This is a genomic window from Actinoallomurus sp. NPDC050550 (assembly GCF_040655075.1).
GTDB lineage: Bacteria > Actinomycetota > Actinomycetes > Streptosporangiales > Streptosporangiaceae > Actinoallomurus.
Map to the genome: position 1 here is coordinate 31,838 of NZ_JBFAJC010000029.1, position 15,407 is coordinate 47,244.

General features: G+C 67.1%; 17 protein-coding genes and 1 pseudogene. 9 read left to right on the forward strand and 9 right to left on the reverse strand.

Translation table 11 applies throughout. From position 1 onward, the window contains the following. The first annotated feature begins 1 nt into the window (after window position 1). The 3 genes and pseudogenes from AB0I04_RS32925 to AB0I04_RS32935 all read left to right on the forward strand — a co-directional run bounded on the left by AB0I04_RS32925 (window position 2) and on the right by AB0I04_RS32935 (window position 2,049). A complete protein-coding gene (locus AB0I04_RS32925) occupies window positions 2-772 on the forward strand; it encodes an alpha/beta hydrolase (protein WP_360893318.1) in 771 nt (256 codons plus the stop codon). Between the two features lie 218 nt (window positions 773-990). Further along, a pseudogene (locus AB0I04_RS32930) lies at window positions 991-1,870 on the forward strand (Tn3 family transposase); the annotation flags it as partial. A 26-nt stretch (window positions 1,871-1,896) separates the two neighbouring features. Beyond that, a complete protein-coding gene (locus tag AB0I04_RS32935) occupies window positions 1,897-2,049 on the forward strand; it encodes a hypothetical protein (protein WP_360893320.1) in 153 nt (50 codons plus the stop codon). A gap of 68 nt (window positions 2,050-2,117) precedes the next feature. On the opposite strand, the gene AB0I04_RS32940 is transcribed toward AB0I04_RS32935, so the two are convergent. Continuing rightward, a complete protein-coding gene (locus AB0I04_RS32940) occupies window positions 2,118-2,699 on the reverse strand; it encodes a TetR family transcriptional regulator (RefSeq protein WP_360893322.1) in 582 nt (193 codons plus the stop codon). A 262-nt stretch (window positions 2,700-2,961) separates the two neighbouring features. On the opposite strand from AB0I04_RS32940, the gene AB0I04_RS32945 reads away from it, so the two are divergent. From AB0I04_RS32945 to AB0I04_RS32965, 5 genes are all read left to right on the forward strand, one after another. Then, entirely contained in the window at window positions 2,962-3,312 is a 351-nt protein-coding gene (locus tag AB0I04_RS32945; RefSeq protein WP_014173895.1) for an antibiotic biosynthesis monooxygenase family protein, read from the forward strand. 157 nt (window positions 3,313-3,469) lie between these two features. After that, window positions 3,470-3,856: a VOC family protein gene (locus AB0I04_RS32950; protein WP_360893325.1), complete on the forward strand. Its 387-nt coding sequence runs from the start codon at window positions 3,470-3,472 to the stop codon at window positions 3,854-3,856. A gap of 238 nt (window positions 3,857-4,094) precedes the next feature. After that, a complete protein-coding gene (locus AB0I04_RS32955; RefSeq protein WP_360893328.1) occupies window positions 4,095-4,523 on the forward strand; it encodes a DUF4267 domain-containing protein in 429 nt (142 codons plus the stop codon). A 394-nt stretch (window positions 4,524-4,917) separates the two neighbouring features. After that, entirely contained in the window at window positions 4,918-5,490 is a 573-nt protein-coding gene (locus tag AB0I04_RS32960; protein ID WP_360893331.1) for a recombinase family protein, read from the forward strand. 103 nt (window positions 5,491-5,593) lie between these two features. Beyond that, window positions 5,594-5,773 (forward strand): hypothetical protein, encoded by a 180-nt coding sequence (locus tag AB0I04_RS32965; protein ID WP_360893334.1) that lies wholly within the window; start codon window positions 5,594-5,596, stop codon window positions 5,771-5,773. A gap of 988 nt (window positions 5,774-6,761) precedes the next feature. On the opposite strand, the gene AB0I04_RS32970 is transcribed toward AB0I04_RS32965, so the two are convergent. Continuing rightward, window positions 6,762-7,223, reverse strand: coding sequence for a hypothetical protein (locus AB0I04_RS32970; RefSeq protein ID WP_360893337.1), 462 nt, complete (start codon window positions 7,221-7,223; stop codon window positions 6,762-6,764). 252 nt (window positions 7,224-7,475) lie between these two features. Further along, entirely contained in the window at window positions 7,476-7,895 is a 420-nt protein-coding gene (locus tag AB0I04_RS32975) for a heme-binding protein (protein WP_360893340.1), read from the reverse strand. A gap of 104 nt (window positions 7,896-7,999) precedes the next feature. On the opposite strand from AB0I04_RS32975, the gene AB0I04_RS32980 reads away from it, so the two are divergent. Further along, window positions 8,000-8,425, forward strand: coding sequence for a MarR family winged helix-turn-helix transcriptional regulator (locus AB0I04_RS32980; protein ID WP_360893577.1), 426 nt, complete (start codon window positions 8,000-8,002; stop codon window positions 8,423-8,425). Window positions 8,426-8,679: 254 nt separating this feature from the next. Here the strand turns inward: AB0I04_RS32980 and AB0I04_RS32985 are convergent, their stop codons facing one another. The 6 genes from AB0I04_RS32985 to AB0I04_RS33010 all read right to left on the reverse strand — a co-directional run bounded on the left by AB0I04_RS32985 (window position 8,680) and on the right by AB0I04_RS33010 (window position 15,135). Next, the gene (locus AB0I04_RS32985; RefSeq protein WP_360893343.1) at window positions 8,680-9,852 is read right to left on the reverse strand and encodes a methyltransferase domain-containing protein; all 1,173 of its coding nucleotides are present in this window, start codon (window positions 9,850-9,852) and stop codon (window positions 8,680-8,682) included. Window positions 9,853-9,855: 3 nt separating this feature from the next. Then, a complete protein-coding gene (locus tag AB0I04_RS32990) occupies window positions 9,856-9,984 on the reverse strand; it encodes a hypothetical protein (protein ID WP_345428392.1) in 129 nt (42 codons plus the stop codon). Window positions 9,985-10,341: 357 nt separating this feature from the next. Then, a complete protein-coding gene (locus AB0I04_RS32995; protein WP_360893346.1) occupies window positions 10,342-10,659 on the reverse strand; it encodes a hypothetical protein in 318 nt (105 codons plus the stop codon). A 51-nt stretch (window positions 10,660-10,710) separates the two neighbouring features. Then, a complete protein-coding gene (locus AB0I04_RS33000) occupies window positions 10,711-11,211 on the reverse strand; it encodes a flavoprotein (protein WP_360893349.1) in 501 nt (166 codons plus the stop codon). After that, window positions 11,211-12,815 carry a helix-turn-helix transcriptional regulator gene (locus AB0I04_RS33005; RefSeq protein WP_360893352.1) on the reverse strand — a complete coding sequence of 535 codons (1,605 nt, stop codon included), beginning with the start codon at window positions 12,813-12,815 and terminating at the stop codon, window positions 11,211-11,213. Before AB0I04_RS33005 ends, AB0I04_RS33000 begins: the two co-directional genes overlap by 1 nt. A gap of 169 nt (window positions 12,816-12,984) precedes the next feature. Next, window positions 12,985-15,135, reverse strand: coding sequence for a serine/threonine-protein kinase (locus tag AB0I04_RS33010; RefSeq protein WP_360893355.1), 2,151 nt, complete (start codon window positions 15,133-15,135; stop codon window positions 12,985-12,987). Window positions 15,136-15,407: the final 272 nt, after the last annotated feature.

A 15,407-nucleotide genomic window follows, 5' to 3' on the forward strand; every position in this document is an offset into this window, starting at 1 on the left:
TATGCATACTGTGCGTTTCACTACGGAGACTTCGTCGAACGGCGTCCTTGAACGCGACTTCGTCGTGGGCGAGGTCACCGGCGTGCTCTGGTCGCCCGCATCCGGCTCCGATCGTGCGCCCCTGGTGCTGATGGGTCACGGTGGCGGCCTGCACAAGAAGACGCCGGGACTCATGGCTCGCGCCCACGACACCGTGGCCAGGTGGGGTTTCACCGTGGTCGCCATCGATGCGCCCGGACACGGCGACCGCCCGCGTACGGCGGAGGACGAGCAGGCTCGCGCCGACCTCCGGCAGGCGATGGAGGCGGGCGAGACCGAACGCTTCGAGTCGGTCAGCGTCCGCTACAGCACCTCCCTGGCGGAGCGTGCCGTACCGGAATGGCAGGCGACCCTGGACGCCCTTCAGAAACTGCCCGAGATCGGCACCGAGGCACCGATCGGCTACGGCGGTGGCATGTCGTTGGGCACCGCGATCGGGATACCGCTGACGGCGGCCGAACCCCGGATCACCGCCGCGATCTTCGGCGGCGGGTTCTTCGCGCACGAGGCGTTGGTCGAGGCGGCGAGACGGATCACCGTCCCGGTCCAGTTCCTGCTCCCGTGGGACGAGGAGTACGTCGACCGCCAATCCGTTCTCGCGTTGTTCGACGCCTTCGCCTCGAAGGACAAGACGATGCTCGCCAACCCCGGCACCCATCGCCGCATGCGCTGGATCGGGGTCGACGACGAGTTCTTGGTCCGGCATCTCGACCGGGCCGACACACCGGCCTGACCTGACGGGCATCGGCGTCCGGCCCACCCGCCGGGCGCCGATACCGCCGTCACATCTCGACGGAACGTCGCGCCGAGAAGGTCCTTCGGGCGGCGAAGGGCGAACCTTGGGAGCATTCGTGTTGGGGCAAAGATCAGCATGCCCCAGAACTGTTCTGCTTCCTCGCTGAAGGCGACAGCCAGTGGATGAGGACGAGTTCGCCCTGGTGGGTTTGGCTGGCGGGCATTGGGCAGATGGTCGTGCCGGGCACGCCGCGCGACTCTCTGCATATCCTGGACGCGCTGCTGAACCTGGATGCCGGGGTGAAGCCGGAGATGGTCGCCACCGACAACGCCTCGTACTCCGACATGGTGTTCGGGCCGTTCACGATGCTGGGCTACAACTTCTCGCCGCGCTTCAAGAACCTGGGCGAACAGCGGTTCTGGCGGGCGGAGATGCCCGGTGTGGAGACCGGCGAGTACGGGCCGCTGGAGGACCTGGCCCGCAACAAGGTGAACCTGACCAAGGTCACCACGCACTGGCCGGACATGCTGCGGGTCGCCGGCTCACTGGTGACCGGGCAGGTCCGCGCGTACGACCTGCTGCGGATGTTCGGCCGCGAGGGGCGACCGACCCCGCTGGGCCAGGCGTTCGCCGAGTACGGGCGGATCGCTAAGGCCCTGCACCTGCTCCGGGTCGTCGATCCGGTCGACGACACCTACCGGCGCCAGATGAACCGGCAGCTCACCGTCCAGGAGTCGCGGCACAAGCTCGGCCGCGACATCTGCCACGGCAAGCGCGGACAGATCATGCAGGCATACAGGACGGGGCAGGAGGACCAACTCGGGGCGCTCGGCTTGGTCCTCAATGCCGCCGTGCTCTGGACAACCCGCTACCTCGACGCCGCCGTCGACCACCTGCGGGCCCTGCCGCCCGAGGAGCGGGAGCATGACGTCCTCAACGAGGACGTGGCCCGGGTCTCCCCGCTGAAGCACGCCAACCTCAACTGCCTGGGGCCGATACAGCTTCGCCGCCCGCCCGCCACGTGAGGGCCTGCGCCCACTGCGTGACCCGGCGACCGTCCACCTCGACGAGGACGACGAGGGCACCGGCGAATGACGCGGCGTTAGGGCGCGTATCGGGTCGTGATCAATGAGCATCGCAGCTTCCGGGGCGGATGCCCGTCTGGGGTACGGGGCCCGGCGATCTGCGGCTGCGCCGTGTGGACCTCCGGCTGCGTGCCCGCCGGCCTCATGATGCTCGGCGGCAAGTCCCGCAAGCCGCAGAAGCAGGGCTGATCCTTTCGGTCTTCCCTTTGAGGGCATCCGCCGTGACCGAGGTCGCGGTGGGTGCCTGGACGCGTTCTTCAGGGCGTGGGTGCGGTGAGATACCGCTGGACCGTGGGTCCGAGCCAGTCCACGATCTCCTCGCAGCCGAGCGCCACGCTCGCCGGGAACCGCAGCACGTAGCGCGTCAGCGCGAGCCCCAGCACGGTCGAGACGCACAGTGCAGCCCGCGCCTGCGCCTGCTCCGGCTCGTGGCCCAGTCGGCGGGCCAGCGGGATCATCTGCTCGCGCAGCACGCTCTGCATGCGATCGGCGGCGGCCGGGTCGGTGGCGCCGACCCGCATCAGCGCGGTGAGCTCCCCGTTCTCCTCCCACAGGTTGAGGAAGTGACGCACCAGCGTACGGCCGATCTCCTCGCGCGGTTCGAGGGACAGGCCCGGCAACCCGGGATCGATCGCGACGGCCGCCGCGAACAGGCCCGCCTTGTTGCCGTAGTAGCGCATCACCATTGACGGGTCGATCTTCGCGTCGCGCGCGATGGCCCGGATGGTCGCCTTCTCGTAGCCGTCCGCCACGAACCGCTCGCGGGCCGCGTCGAGGATCGTGGCGCGGGTGGCGTCGGAACGCCGTGCGGCCTGCTGGTTCTCCGTGGTGCCGGTCATGCCAACAACGTAGACCAACAGGTGTTGACAGTCCAGGGCTGCTGCTCTACGTTTGCCAACAACGTTGACCAACGGTGTTGACCAACAAGCGTTGGCAAGATCGCAGTCGCTGGAGGCCTTGGTGTCACCAGCGATGCCCTTGAGTGACCGTCAGATCCCCTCGTGCCACAGATAGCGAGCGTCGTGAGCGTTGCCGGACCCAGTACGGCGGTGGCCGGCCTCAGTGCCGCGGGGCAACCGACAGTGAGAGGAAGTACCGAAAATGGCCAAGCTGCAGAGTCTCGACCCGAATACGCCGATGTTCGCGCAGTTCAAGGAGAAGACCGGACCCATCGTCCTGGCCAACACCTTCGTCGTCCCGAAGGAGAGGACTGAAGCGTTCCTGGCCCTCTTTCGGAGGCAGGCGGAGTTCATGAAGGCTCAGCCGGGATTCGTCTCCCTGCAGATGCACAAGGGAACGGCGGACAGCCAGCTTCTGATGAACGTCGCGGTCTGGGAGTCGACCGAGGCGCTCGCCACGGCGTTCGGCAGCCCGGAGTTCCAGCGCATGGCGGCCGAGTTCAGCGACGACATCGTGTCGTACCCGCACATATTCGAGCAGATCAACGTATGACACGGCAGCTGCAGCCAGAGAGGGCAGCCGGAGAAGCCCTGCCCTCCCCCCGGCAGTCACGCATCCATGCACCATGCCGGGTCGCCAAGGCCGAGCCCGAAGCCGGCCACGCCTTGCGCCCCACCACGCGTAGCCCCGTCCCTGAAGAGGAGTCACCATGCCCGTGGAACTGAATCACACCATCGTCCCCGCCCGTGACCCGCAAGCCTCGGCGCAGTTCCTGGCCGACATCCTCGGCCTGAGTGTCGATCCGCCGGTGGCACACTTCACGCCGGTCACGCTGGCCAACCAGGTCAGTCTGGACTACGACCAGCTGGACGACTTCGAGCCACACCACTACGCGTTCATGGTCAGTGAGCAGGAGTTCGACGCCGCCCTCGCCCGCATCCAGCACGGCGGGATCACCCACTACGGCGATCCTGCATGCCAAGAGATCGGGCAGATCTATCGCAGTAAGCACACCATGGGCCGCAGGGGCGCCTACTTCCGCGACCCCGACGGACATCTCATGGAAATCCTCACCCCGGGCGGCGCCGGGTCGTGAGGCCGATGGCGGCCCAGCCGATCACGGCTTCACTGGTGGTGGCGGGATCGCGGCAAAACCGGCATCGGCGAAGACGACCCGGCAGGCAGGCGCGGTCAGAGACCGAGTAAGGCGATCTTGCCCCCCACCCGCGCCGGCCCGCGTCATCTGGCACGTCATCGACCGCCCCCGCCATGCCCGCCGCATCCGCCGCTGAACCCCTGCCCCACCCCAGGCTGAACGTCAAAGGAGAAGAACCATGTCGCTGAAGAACGTCAACACCGTCCTGGCCACCGTCTGCACCCTGTTCGTCCTCTACCTCGGGTTGTCCTTCATCCTGGCCCCGGAGGCGTCCACTCAAGGTGTTGGCCTGCCGACCTGGCCCGCCGGCAACGGCGACGGCTTCCTCATCATGAAGGGCACCCGCGAATTCTCGATGGGCCTGGTCATCGGCATCCTCCTGCTGACGGGCCACCGCCGCGCCCTGGGCTGGGTCCTGCTGATGGAGGCCGTCGCCCCGTTCGGCGACATGATCAACGTCTTGGCCCACCACGGCCCCCTCGCCGCCGCGTTCGGCATCCACGGCCTGACCTCGGCGCTGATCGCGATCACCGGCCTGCTGACCCTCCGGGAGACCAGTAAGCCTCACAAGGCCACCGCCCCGGCGCCCGCCACACAGCCCGCCTGACAGCTGCATGCCCCCAAAGGGTGGCCCGGCCACATGGCCGGGCCACCCCTTATCCGTCAGCGACCGCCGAGAAGGGTCAGGCAAACGATCTTCTTCCAGCCGGTGGCGGCATGACAGCTGAGGCGGCCTGCTGCGCCGCAGCGGCCACGGCCACCTGAATTGGCTGGTATTGGGCACGGGTGCCGCGGTCACCACCATGCCGCTCATCACCCGCGCCACCACGGAAACGAGACCCGAGCCGGTTGAGTCGAACCGGCCCCCTGCCCCGATTCTCATAAACGATCGTTCGCGATACACCACTCGGCGAGCGGCATCTCCGCAGGACAGGCGTGTAACGCTTCCCGTGTACGCGCCTATGTCACGCTGTCGGACCTTCGCGTTACGCTCGCGGGCCATGCGGATCGGCTACGCCCGGGTCTCCACCCGCGACCAGCACCCCGAAGCCCAGCACGACGCCCTAACGGCCGCCGGCTGTGAACATGTCTTCATCGACAAGGCCTCCGGCAAGCTGGCCAGCCGCCCAGAGCTGAACAAGGCTCTGCTGGTCGCCCGCGACGGCGATCAGCTCGTCGTCACGAAACTCGACCGGCTCGGCCGCTCCCTGGAACACCTCATCACCTTGTCGAAAGAGTTGCACGAGCGCGGCGTGGACTTGGTGGTACTCGACCAGGGCATCGACACCTCCACGGCCATCGGCCGGATGTTCTTCCAGATCCTCGGCGCCATCGCCGAGTTCGAACACGCGCTGATGTCCGAACGGACGCTTGACGGCCTGGAAGCCGCCCGCACCCGCGGTCGCACCGGCGGCCAGAAACCCAAGCTCGGCCCCCGGCAGGTGAAGCTCGCCCGACAGATGTACGACGAACGCGACGACCGCGGAAAACGCCGCTACACCGTCCAGCAGATCGCCGACGAGTTCGGCGTCACCCGCCCCACCATCTACCGGCACCTGAGCAAGATCACGTAACCGCAGCTCAGGGCCATATCCGACGGAAATTCCTACAGGACTACCGGGACCCCAGAAGGTCACCTACACCGGCTCGGCCGAGGACGCCCCGCACATTGAGTGCGTGCCTGACGTGTCCGGCGGCATCTTCGAGTTCGCTCTGCAGGTCGACCGGCCCACCGCCGTTGAGCACAGGGTGGATGCGGCGGGGTTGCCGGCGAACGCCTATGACCTCGTGCTCGCTGCCCGGGACGGGGCCGACCGCGCCAAGGCGCTGCTGGACGGCGGCACGGCAGGATCGTGACCGGCCTTCAGGCGGACCATTCGTAGTCGTCGGCGTCGTCGAGGAAGACCGGGCGGTCATCGCCGTACAGGAGTTCTTCCAGGTCGATCTCGTCTGCGGGCGCGTGTTCGCGGTCCTGCGGCGCCATCGGCTGTGCCCCCTCGTTCGGCATCCGGTGTGGTCGATGATCTCAGCGGGGCCGGGGCGACCGCGGCAAAACAGCGCATCGGTTCCGCCATAACGCCGAGCTACTTTTCCCCGGGCGACACGGACCCGAGTGGGGGGCCGAGGAACGGACGGCAAATGGCACGATGAATTGGCAGGGAGCCGGTCCTGCGCGCCTGTACGGCCGCTCTGGTCGCGCCGGGACAACGGCACGGCCCACATCGGGTAGCGGACTGGGTATTTGTCCGGATCCGGGCGGGCGGGTCGACCGGCCATGCTGGGCAGCGGATGGGTACGGATCACTGGGGCGGGCCCCCGGGCCCGGCGTCTTCCCCCCAGCCGGGCCCGGGGACCCTGGGGTTGAGGCCAGGCGATTTCGGTGCCATACGGCCACGGCGGGCGCGTTCACGCCGCCTTCCAGCCGCGAACCCAATGACAGGCGGCCATAGCCCCCCTGTCCGTGACTTCCGGGAACGGACTCGGCCGCCCCGGGGCGGGGCAACGGCCCGTCACGGCACCGCAACCCGGTCCCGGGTGGTCAAGACCGTCGTGACCATACGGCCCGGCGGCCTCATCGGCCCCCTTACCCCGGTGCGCTCTCCTGCACCTCGATGTGGGGGCGCCCTCACACCGGCTCGCGGGTCGATAGAGGGCCAGCGACCTGTGACTTCGCACTATCCGCCGGGACCGTCACCCGACCATGATCACTCTCAGCGATAACGGCTGTTCCTGGGTTCCCCGACCCCGACCTCCCTTGGGGCGGGTCCCTAAGAGAGTATTGAAGAACCGCTGATCAGCCTTGGGCGGTTTTGCGCGTGGTGACGTGGGGTGATGGGCGGCTTGGTCAGGTTCGGTAGTGGCGTGCGGCGGTGTCGGCGCTGGTGCCGAGAACGGCGACTATTTCGTGCCAGGTGGCGCCTGCGGCGCGGTCTGTGGTGACGGCGGCAGCGAGGGTTGCGCGGGCTTGGCTGAGCAGGGGCAGGGCTGCGGCGGTGTATCCGGCGATGGGACCCTGGGTCCAGCCGGTTTGGTGGGTGGGCTGGGCAAGGTCTTCGGCTCGCAGGTCGTGGGCCAGTCGCTGCGCTGTGGAGGCTAGGGTTTCGGCCTGCTGGCGTAGGTGACGGCGCTGGCGGCGGGTGTCGGTCTGGCGCTGGTGTCGTTGGTCGAGGGGGCACCAGCGCTGGGTGCGACTGCGGTGAAAATTCCACCGGCATTGGTCGTTGCAGTAGAGGCGTGGCCGTCCGCCGCTGGGTGATGGTCGCGGTAGGGGCGTGCCGCAGTGTGGGCAGGTGTCGGGAGCGCCCATCGGATTCCTGTTCCGTGACGAGGTTTCGTGTCCGCAGCGGCGCGGGTTGCGGTGTCTCGTTTCCAGGGTTCCGAGGAAGAACGATCCGCAAACGTGCGGCTCGGTGCCTTGCTTGTGAGTTCGTGCTAGGTGTACTCGGTCGTAGTGCAGATCACGGTGTTTGCCCTCCGACGGCAAACACCGTGATCTGCACTAGTCGAGGGCTCCGATGAGAGGCGCGGCGAGGTGGAGCTCCTGACCGGGTGAAGAGGCCTATGCTGACGCGGAGGGTGACAGGGAGCCGACCCCGGCATCGGCGCACTGGTCATCCTGTTCGAGCGTCCCTCCGGCGATCGCGATCGCACCGACGACGACATCGCCGCGCCGGATCAGCCGAGCGGCCCTGCCGGCCACGATGGGTGTTCCCGCCACGTCAATTATCTGCGCGAACACTGCCGGGTAGGCCTGCTGCAGGCCCATCAGGTCACTGTCGTCGCGATGGAACAGCGCAACGCTGGATGCTTTCGCCGGGGCGATACGGGCCGACATCGGAGACGCGCCGTCCATGCGATCAAGAACCTGCAGGTGCCCGCCACCGTCGACGATTGCGACCGTAACCGTCGCGCCGATTCCGGCAGCGTGCTCGCGCACGCGGTCGCTGACGGCCCGAGCTTCGTCCAAAGTGAGCGACATCGTTCCTACCTTCAATCTCTTGGATCGACCAATCTTGGTAGGACCAAGAGTACACCAGGTTCGTTGGATGAACCAAGGGATTGGCTTAGACTTGGTGCGTGGAGATGAACGAAGCGCCAACCCGTCTGCGCTGCAAACCCAGCTGGCTGATCAACAGGGCTTCCGCTCGGGCGCATCGACTCATCAAAGAAACGATGGCCGCTGCCGGCGGGCACGCCTATCACTTCGCGATCCTCGCCGCGCTGGAGGAGTTCGGCCCGGACAGCCAGGTGCAGATCGGCCAACGATGTGGAATCGACCAGAGTGACATGCACACGATGCTCAATGAGCTGGTAGAACAAGGCCACGTCGCGCGCACCCCAGACCCCGCCGACCGGCGCCGCAACCTGGTCACCCTGACCGCCGCCGGGCGACGACGGCTCGAAGACCTAGATACGACACTCACGGGGGTTCAACACGACATCTTGGACGCCCTATCGGCCACCGAGCGCGACACGCTCACCGGCTTGCTCACCCGTATCCTCGGCTAGCCTCCTTCGCCTCCACTCGGGAGATCGGCAGATCAACATCCTCGGCACCTGGCTGCCGGGTCTGTCTCTCGCCGGTGACCTGATCCACCTCAGATCGAGCGGGCCTGCTCATGGATGAGCTGGTCCGTCTCGGGTAGACGCGGGCAGGCAAGCATGCCCGAGATCGCCAGCGAGCTTAGGCGCCCCCGGTCTCCCACCCCAAGGCAGGACACAGGCGAAAGATCCCGCCCGCCCCTCCGTGGAAGGTGCCCCGGCTACGGTCCGACCAGGAGAGTCGGGTCATCCAGCCATACGCGTTCGCCGTCCGGTGAGACCGTCAGCCCGAACCGATCGCGGGCAGGACGTCCGAGGGACAACCACCGGAGGTACGCCTCGGAGACTTCGTCCCAGAGGCGACGCGGCCCATGCTGTTGGACGAGGAACTCGGTCTTTCCGGGCACATAGTCCACCGACGCCCAGGACCCGTCGTGCCCGGCATTGTCGAGCACCCAGAATGTCGCCTCCCCGGAGTCCGTCTCCTCGTCGTAGTAGAGGCGTTTGTGCACGCCGGGAACGCTGGCGCAGATGAACAGGTCTGCGTCGGTGTCGTCGTGCAGGTGTCGCGGGTCGAGACGGGTCGTCGACTCCGCCGGGTCGTCCGACTCGTGCACCCAGTCGAACGCGGCCCCGCGTGCCGGGCGCTGCGAGCGCATCAGCATGTACCCGGCTGGACCCGGAAACCGCCCGACGGCCGTTCCGTCGCCGACGACGACCAGGCGAGCCAGCCAGCCGTACCCGTAGCCAGGACTGTAAGGGGTGAGGATCAGCCCACCCGGACGGGTCTGCTCCACCCAGGCGTATGGGATCGTCGCGACCGCGCATGTCACGTGGACACGGTCGAAGGGCGCACCGTCCGGCCACCCGTCGGCACCGTCACCGACGACCAAACGAGGCGCGTATCCGGCCGCCTTGAGGTTCGCCGCCGCCTGTTCCGCCAGCACCGGATCGATTTCGATGGTGGTCACGTTCCGGTCGCTGATGCGATGCGACAACAGCGCCGCCGTCCAGCCGGTTCCCGTGCCGATCTCCAGGACCCGATCGTGATCCTTGACCATGAGCGACTCCAGGAACGCGAAGACCACCCCCGGAGCCGAACAGGACGAACTCGCCAGTCCGCCGCCGAGCACGTCGGAGCCGCCGTCGTCGCGTTGCGTGACCAACGACGCATCGGAGTAAACGGCCTCCCACCAGGTCGTTTCGTCACCGGTCCGGTCGACCGGGTATCCAGGGGCAGGACCGTCCGGGTTCGCCCAGGCGACATCGGGCACGAACAGGTGCCGGGGCACCTCCACCAGCGCTTGCCGCCACCGCTCATCGGTGAGGTCCCCTTGACCCGCGAGCAGGTCAGCGAGGGTTTCGGCGCGTGCACGCGGGTCAGGAAATGTCATCGCTCACTTACCTCGCTTGCCGTCGCTCGGGTTGTCGTTGGTGTCGCCGCCGGTGCCGCGCTTGCCGCCCTGCGGGTTGTTACCGTCCGTCGGCGTGTTGCTGTCGCTGTTACCTCCACCGTGCCTGCCCATGCTCACCTCCCATCTCCGATTCGTTGCGCCTTCGAAGCGCTGGTACGGATCGATGGCTATTAAGGCCACTCAGCACAGGAAGGTCTACACGGGTCGACGCGGTGTCCGACGGCAGGTGAAAACTGTCCCCCAGGTGATGGCTAGTTCGCCGAGGATGGGCCGGCGGGCGCGGCCAGGTGTCCGCCTGGATGATCGCCCGCGTCAACTCCTCCACGTCCGCCGCCTCCACCAAACGCCAGCCCCACGACACTCGCGCGAGCGCCCACCAGGATCTAGTTGCCGCACCGAACCAGAGCGGCACCCCGGGAAAGCGGTGCGTCAAGATCGCCACCATCATGGGATTGGGGGCTAGGAGGTTCACGGCGCACCATCCGCATTACCCGACCGTCGTGCCGCCCATGCATCACCCGCCCGTGTCCAGACATGCGCGGCAATGGCAGCAGCCGCCCCCGCCGGATCCGTCACCAGGTGACTGTCATCCCCCGACTTCCACTCGAAGTAGTCACCACTGACCGCGATCACGACGACGAGCCGCCCCGCAGCCGAACGGATGAACACTGCCGGACCCGCGTCACTCATCCCGACCTGAAACCCGAAGCCGACCAGCTCACGGACCAGATCGGTCAGGAGGCGTATCTCGCGCTTGTGCTGTTCCCGTGTTTGGCTGAGCGTCATGGTTAGACGATGCGGCTGTCAGCCCGCATCGACCCGCAAGAATCCTGCGGGTCACCCAAGTTCTTTGAGCGCCTCGCTCCAGGGGAACTCCCGGACACGTCCGGGACGCCTGATACCAACAGGGAAAACAACTCCGGCATCTTGGAGAAGTCGGGTATTGCGCACGTATGCCGGATTGCGGGCCTGGGTGTCACTGACGAACGGCAATGCGACTAGCGGGACGCCAAATCCAAACGATTCACCGAGTATTCCTGTCGCCAAAGTGTCACATATGCCATTGGCCCACTTGCCGAGCGTGTTCATGGACGCTGGAGCGACAACTATGGCATCAGCATTAGGCATGCCGATATCATCCGCTCCCGGTTCATTGTAAGAGATGCGCACAGGGTGCCCGGTCACTTGCTCAAGAGTGGCGATATCTGCAAAATTGCGAGCATCCGGAGTTGCGATGACCCAGACATCCCAAGCATGAAACTGGGCCAAAGTTACTAGACGATCCGCGTATGGCGCGGGGGCGGCGGCGCACACGATCAGATAGAGAATTCTGCTCACTATGATGCCCTGTTGACTCCGGCTCGCTGCGCTAGCGTTCGGACTTTTGTCCGGAATGAAGGTCGCTCTCTATCCAGCAGTTGCCCGACGAAGGTTCTAACTCGGGGGTTCAGGCGCACCTCTTCATGCGCTATTTGGTCGGCTTCCAATAGACGCTCCGTGGCCGCCTCATCTTTGCCGAGCTGCGCATGACCATATGCAAGGTCGATCAAATGCCGCGCTCTCCTCTCCGCCGACTCGATCAGCGGAGGACTCGTCGAGACGGCAAGCGGATCGACTCCGTCGTGTAGCTCGACAGCCACGCTGACCTCTGTGATCCGGACATTTGTAGGACCGAAGAATGTCTGATGGGCATTCCCGTCGCGGACCCGGCGTCCGATTGATCGCGCTTCCGCGAGGTGCTCACGTGCCGAAACCCGGTCCTCTTTGAGTCCGCAGGCAATAGCAGCATTCAAATGCAGTGCGCCGCGCATCGCCAAATGTTCAGCGTCGCTGGTTAGTGAAGACTCGGCAGCCATTGCGACTGAGACCGCTTGATCGTGTAGTCCGAGTGATTGACATGCGAAGCTTAGCCTCCAGGCACCAGCAGCCGCGAGACCGTCATCGCGAATATCGGTGGCATGGTTAATGCTGCGCTCCGCCAAAAGTCGAGCCAGGTGCGCATCGCCAAGCTTCTTTATCATCCCGGATGTGAGTTGATAATACTCGGCGAGTATCTGAGAGTTTGCCCCGATGCGAGAGCGGAGAAGTGGAAGGATTGCGGCTAGCGTTCCGTACCGACAAGCGTGAAACAGGTGCCAGGCATCATCCATCTCGCGGCGAAGCTTTACCGGATCTCTTTCGGGCTCCGCATCGCTTCTCAGGCTGTCGGGGAGCTGAAGGGCGCTCCGCAGACTTTGGAGTCCTTCGAAGGAAGGTCCATTACCGGTCCGGACTATGGGCAGTTCGTCAACCAGGTCGGCGACTTGGACGCCAAGTTCACGGGCTACCGTGACGAGGACCGAGAGGCGATCAACCTTGAGCGCCCCACGCTCCACCTGTGACACCCAGCTTTCGGACCGGCCGATCAGGCCCGCAAGAACGTTCTGGGAGATTCCGCGACGCTGCCGCCACTTCGCAATGTTCTCACCGATTCGCCGGTAAACCTGATCGTCCATCGCTGCCCCGCAATGCGCCGTTGCTCCGGTGTGGTGGCTCTTCAAGCGTACGGCGTTGAGCGTCCTCATGCGGTCGACGGATAGGACCGCATCGCCCGCGCCCGCCAGGATGCCACCAACCGGTCGGAGAAACCCGCCGAACAGATCCGCCGGAAACCCCAGCGCCTTGGCCCGCCGTAGCTTGACGATCTCCTCCAACATCGTCTCCAACCCCAACCGGCCCGGGCCGGACTTCAACTCGAGCAGGAACCCGTCCGCACCGGTGGCCAGCGCCAACAGCGCGGCCTGGGACTCAGCCGACAGCCGCCCCGCCGTCTGGGCGCAGAACTCCCACTCGAACCGCCTGCGTGCCGAGCCTAGAATCCGTTCGATCCGGCCGGGCGGCTCGATCTTCTTGGTCCGCCAGCGGACCAGCAGCCGTCCCCGCAGCGCCTCATCGGTCAGCACCTCCGGGCAGACCTTGTCCGCCGGCCACTCGATCAGTTCGCACGGGATGACCTGCGAGGTCTGCCTACCGTGACTTCCCGTTCGTCTGCTACATCAGCTCCGACACGCGAATCTGTGACTCCTACGGCAGCCGCCGTGCCGCTCGCGGGCGGACCGTGGGGTCGCCGGCCTAACGTGTGGGTACGCGCGTGACCAGCCGGTGAGTCCTCAGGTCCCAAAGGTCGATGGTCCGGTGCAAGCCGCCGGCCGCGAGGAGCCTCCCGTCGCCGCTGAAGGCCAGCGCGCTCACCAGGTCGGAGTCCCCCGGATCGAGGGTGGCGACCTGGCGCCGCGACGCGACGTCCCATAGGAGGATGGCGCTGCCGCCGGCGCTGGTCGCGAGCGTCCTGCTGTCGGGGCTGAACTCCAGCGTGACGCTGTCGGTCTGGACGGACGGGAGCGTGAGCGTCCCGACCTTGTTCCGGGTCGCGGCATCCCACAGGTCCACGGCCCCGGGGGCGCTTCCGGTGAAGGTCTCCTCAGAGGCGGCGAGGGTCTTACCGTCGGGGCTGAACACCGGGTCGGCGACGGCGCCGTCACTGACGCCCGGCAGATCGCCCAGCTTCCGATGCCGGGCGACGTTCCACAGGCCGGGCCCGGACCCGATGTCGCAGGCGACGCTCGCGCCGCCGGGGCTGAAGTCCACGCATCGGGAGTCGTCTCCGGAGATGGACCTGACGGTCTGCTTCTCGGAGCCGAGTCTCCAGATTCCGTACTGGCCGTTGTCGGTCGCGCTGAAGAGGGTTCGGCCGTCGTGGCTGAACTCCAGGGCTTCGACGTTGTCGATGCTGCTGCGGAGGGGGAACTGGACGGTGGCGGTCTGCTTGCGGTGGGCGATGCTCCACAGGCCGACTGTCCCGTCGGCACCTCCGACGGCGAGTGATCTGCCGTCCGGGCTGAAGGCCAGCGTCACGGGGTCGTCCGTGCCCGTGAAGGTCATGAGCAGCCGGTGAGTCGTGCGGTCCAGCAGCTCCACGGCGCCGTCGCTCGCGGTCCGCCCGTCCACCTCTCCCACCGCCAGGATCTTCCCGCCCGGGCTGAACGCCAGCGGTCCGACATCCTTCGAACCGGCCGCGTACGAAGCGCTGGGCACGCCACCGGGCGGGCCCGCCGTGCCCCAGGGCGGTCCGGCCGGCGCCGACCCCGGGAGGCCTCCGGGGCCGCTCGCGCCGCTCACCGGAGCGCCACCGGCGTTGCACGCGTAGACCAGGGCGCCGACCACCGGCAGGAGGGCCAGAAGGCCGAGGGCCGCCCTGCCGGACGGCCGTGTGCCGGCACCCGACCGCGCGGCCGGTCGGGCAGTTGGTCGGGCGACCGGTCGGGCGGCCGTCGTCGCGGCCCGCGCCGGTCGTTTCGGCCGGCCCGCCGCGGAGCCCGTGACCTTCCGGGGGACCGGGGGAGGCGACGGCGGTGCGGCGGGGGCCGCGGGTGCCGGCGGGAGGAAACTGGCGGCGGGGGTCTCCTCGGGATTCAGGACCCGATCCAGGGCGGCGGCCGCGTCCTCCGCCGTCGCGCGCCGGGCGGGATCCTTCTGCAGGAGCGAGACGATCAGAGGGGTGAGCGGACCGGCCGAACGGGGAGGTTCGGGCTCCTGGGTGAGCAGGGCGAGCAGAACGGAGGCGTAGTCCCCGCCCTGGTAGGGCGGATGTCCCTCGAGGGCGTTGTAGAGGGTGGCGCCGAGGGACCACAGATCCGCGGCGGGACTGGCAGCCGCGTTCTGCGCCTGTTCAGGGGAGACGAACGCGGGCGTACCGCTCATCTCTCCGGGTTCGGCGATGGTGATCTCGCCGATACGGCGGGCGATCCCGAAGTCGGTGACGACGACGCGCTGGTCGGTGATGAGGACATTGGCCGGTTTCAGGTCGCGATGCACGATGCCGGCGGCGTGCGCCTCGCGCAGGGCGGCCAACACGGCGGCGCCGATCTCGGCGACGCGCTCGGGGGGAAGGCGTACCTCCTCTCGGAGGATCTCGGCGAGGGAGCGGCCTTCGATGAGCTCCATCACGATCATCGGGGCGCCGTCGTGTTCGATGACGTCGAAGATGGTGATGACCCCGGGGTGGCGGAGGCGAGCGGTGGATCGGGCCTCATCCATCGCGAGGGCGCTCAGCTCGGCGCGCTCCTGGTCGTCCAGCTCGGGTGGGAGCAGGACCTCTTTGACCGCCACCTCACGGTCGAGGGTCTCATCATGAGCGCGCCAGACCGTGCCCATGGAGCCTTGACCGATCATTTCGAGCAGTCGATAGCGGTCGTTGACCAAAGATCCAGCGACTTCCCCCATGATCAGCACAATAACCACCGGAAGCGCGCATGCGCCGGGAAGGCGGCGGGTCAGGCGATCCCGGACACCGGCGCTCCGGGCACGTAAAGAGCCGTCGGGCAGCGGCTCTTCGACGTCGCGCAGGGCTGGGAGTACGACCTGATCCCCACCCGTGACCTGGGGCTGCGCGGTCTGGGCTTCCCGAAGGTCCCGGTGCCCTTCTACAACGGCACCGCCTGGTTCCTGCCGTTCGCCGGGGCCTACTACAAGGCCAAGGACCGGCTGCGCTGACC

Bases quoted from the DNA above. Each gene is read 5' to 3' on its own strand.
- AB0I04_RS32925 (WP_360893318.1), top strand. From the start codon at position 2: ATGCATACTGTGCGTTTCACTACGGAGACTTCGTCGAACGGCGTCCTT.
- AB0I04_RS32940 (WP_360893322.1), bottom strand. From the start codon at position 2,699: ATGACCGGCACCACGGAGAACCAGCAGGCCGCACGGCGTTCCGACGCC.
- AB0I04_RS32945 (WP_014173895.1), top strand. From the start codon at position 2,962: ATGGCCAAGCTGCAGAGTCTCGACCCGAATACGCCGATGTTCGCGCAG.
- AB0I04_RS32950 (WP_360893325.1), top strand. From the start codon at position 3,470: ATGCCCGTGGAACTGAATCACACCATCGTCCCCGCCCGTGACCCGCAA.
- AB0I04_RS32955 (WP_360893328.1), top strand. From the start codon at position 4,095: ATGTCGCTGAAGAACGTCAACACCGTCCTGGCCACCGTCTGCACCCTG.
- AB0I04_RS32960 (WP_360893331.1), top strand. From the start codon at position 4,918: ATGCGGATCGGCTACGCCCGGGTCTCCACCCGCGACCAGCACCCCGAA.
- AB0I04_RS32970 (WP_360893337.1), bottom strand. From the start codon at position 7,223: ATGGGCGCTCCCGACACCTGCCCACACTGCGGCACGCCCCTACCGCGA.
- AB0I04_RS32975 (WP_360893340.1), bottom strand. From the start codon at position 7,895: ATGTCGCTCACTTTGGACGAAGCTCGGGCCGTCAGCGACCGCGTGCGC.
- AB0I04_RS32980 (WP_360893577.1), top strand. From the start codon at position 8,000: ATGAACGAAGCGCCAACCCGTCTGCGCTGCAAACCCAGCTGGCTGATC.
- AB0I04_RS32985 (WP_360893343.1), bottom strand. From the start codon at position 9,852: ATGACATTTCCTGACCCGCGTGCACGCGCCGAAACCCTCGCTGACCTG.
- AB0I04_RS32990 (WP_345428392.1), bottom strand. From the start codon at position 9,984: ATGGGCAGGCACGGTGGAGGTAACAGCGACAGCAACACGCCGACGGAC.
- AB0I04_RS32995 (WP_360893346.1), bottom strand. From the start codon at position 10,659: ATGACGCTCAGCCAAACACGGGAACAGCACAAGCGCGAGATACGCCTC.
- AB0I04_RS33010 (WP_360893355.1), bottom strand. From the start codon at position 15,135: ATGGGGGAAGTCGCTGGATCTTTGGTCAACGACCGCTATCGACTGCTC.